This is a genomic window from Pseudomonas sp. HMSC076A11 (genome assembly GCF_001810205.1).
Classification (GTDB): Bacteria; Pseudomonadota; Gammaproteobacteria; order Pseudomonadales; family Pseudomonadaceae; genus Pseudomonas; species Pseudomonas aeruginosa.
In genome coordinates this window covers 1-206 of record NZ_KV800306.1, presented here as the reverse complement: position 1 = coordinate 206, position 206 = coordinate 1, and the positions used below count along the sequence as shown (strand labels likewise).

1 protein-coding gene is annotated in these 206 nt (G+C 66.0%); it reads right to left on the bottom strand.

Annotated elements, in window-relative coordinates:
• The coding region (locus HMPREF2716_RS14745) for an ABC transporter substrate-binding protein (RefSeq protein WP_256548122.1) at window positions 1–206 on the bottom strand (206 nt) is incomplete at both ends.

The following is a 206-nucleotide window of genomic DNA, read 5'->3' as shown; positions in this document are numbered from 1 at the left end:
CTTGTTCACCGCCATGTCCAGCGCCTGGCGTACTTCGAGCTGGTCGAACGGCTTGTGGGTGACGTTGTAGGCGATGTAGCCGAGGTTGAAGCCGGCCTGCGACGGCAGGTTCAGGTTCGGGTCCTTCTTCAGCGCGTCGAGGTCGGCGGGGCGCGGGTTGAGGGTGATCTGGCACTCGCCGGCCTTGAGCTTCTGCGCGCGCACCG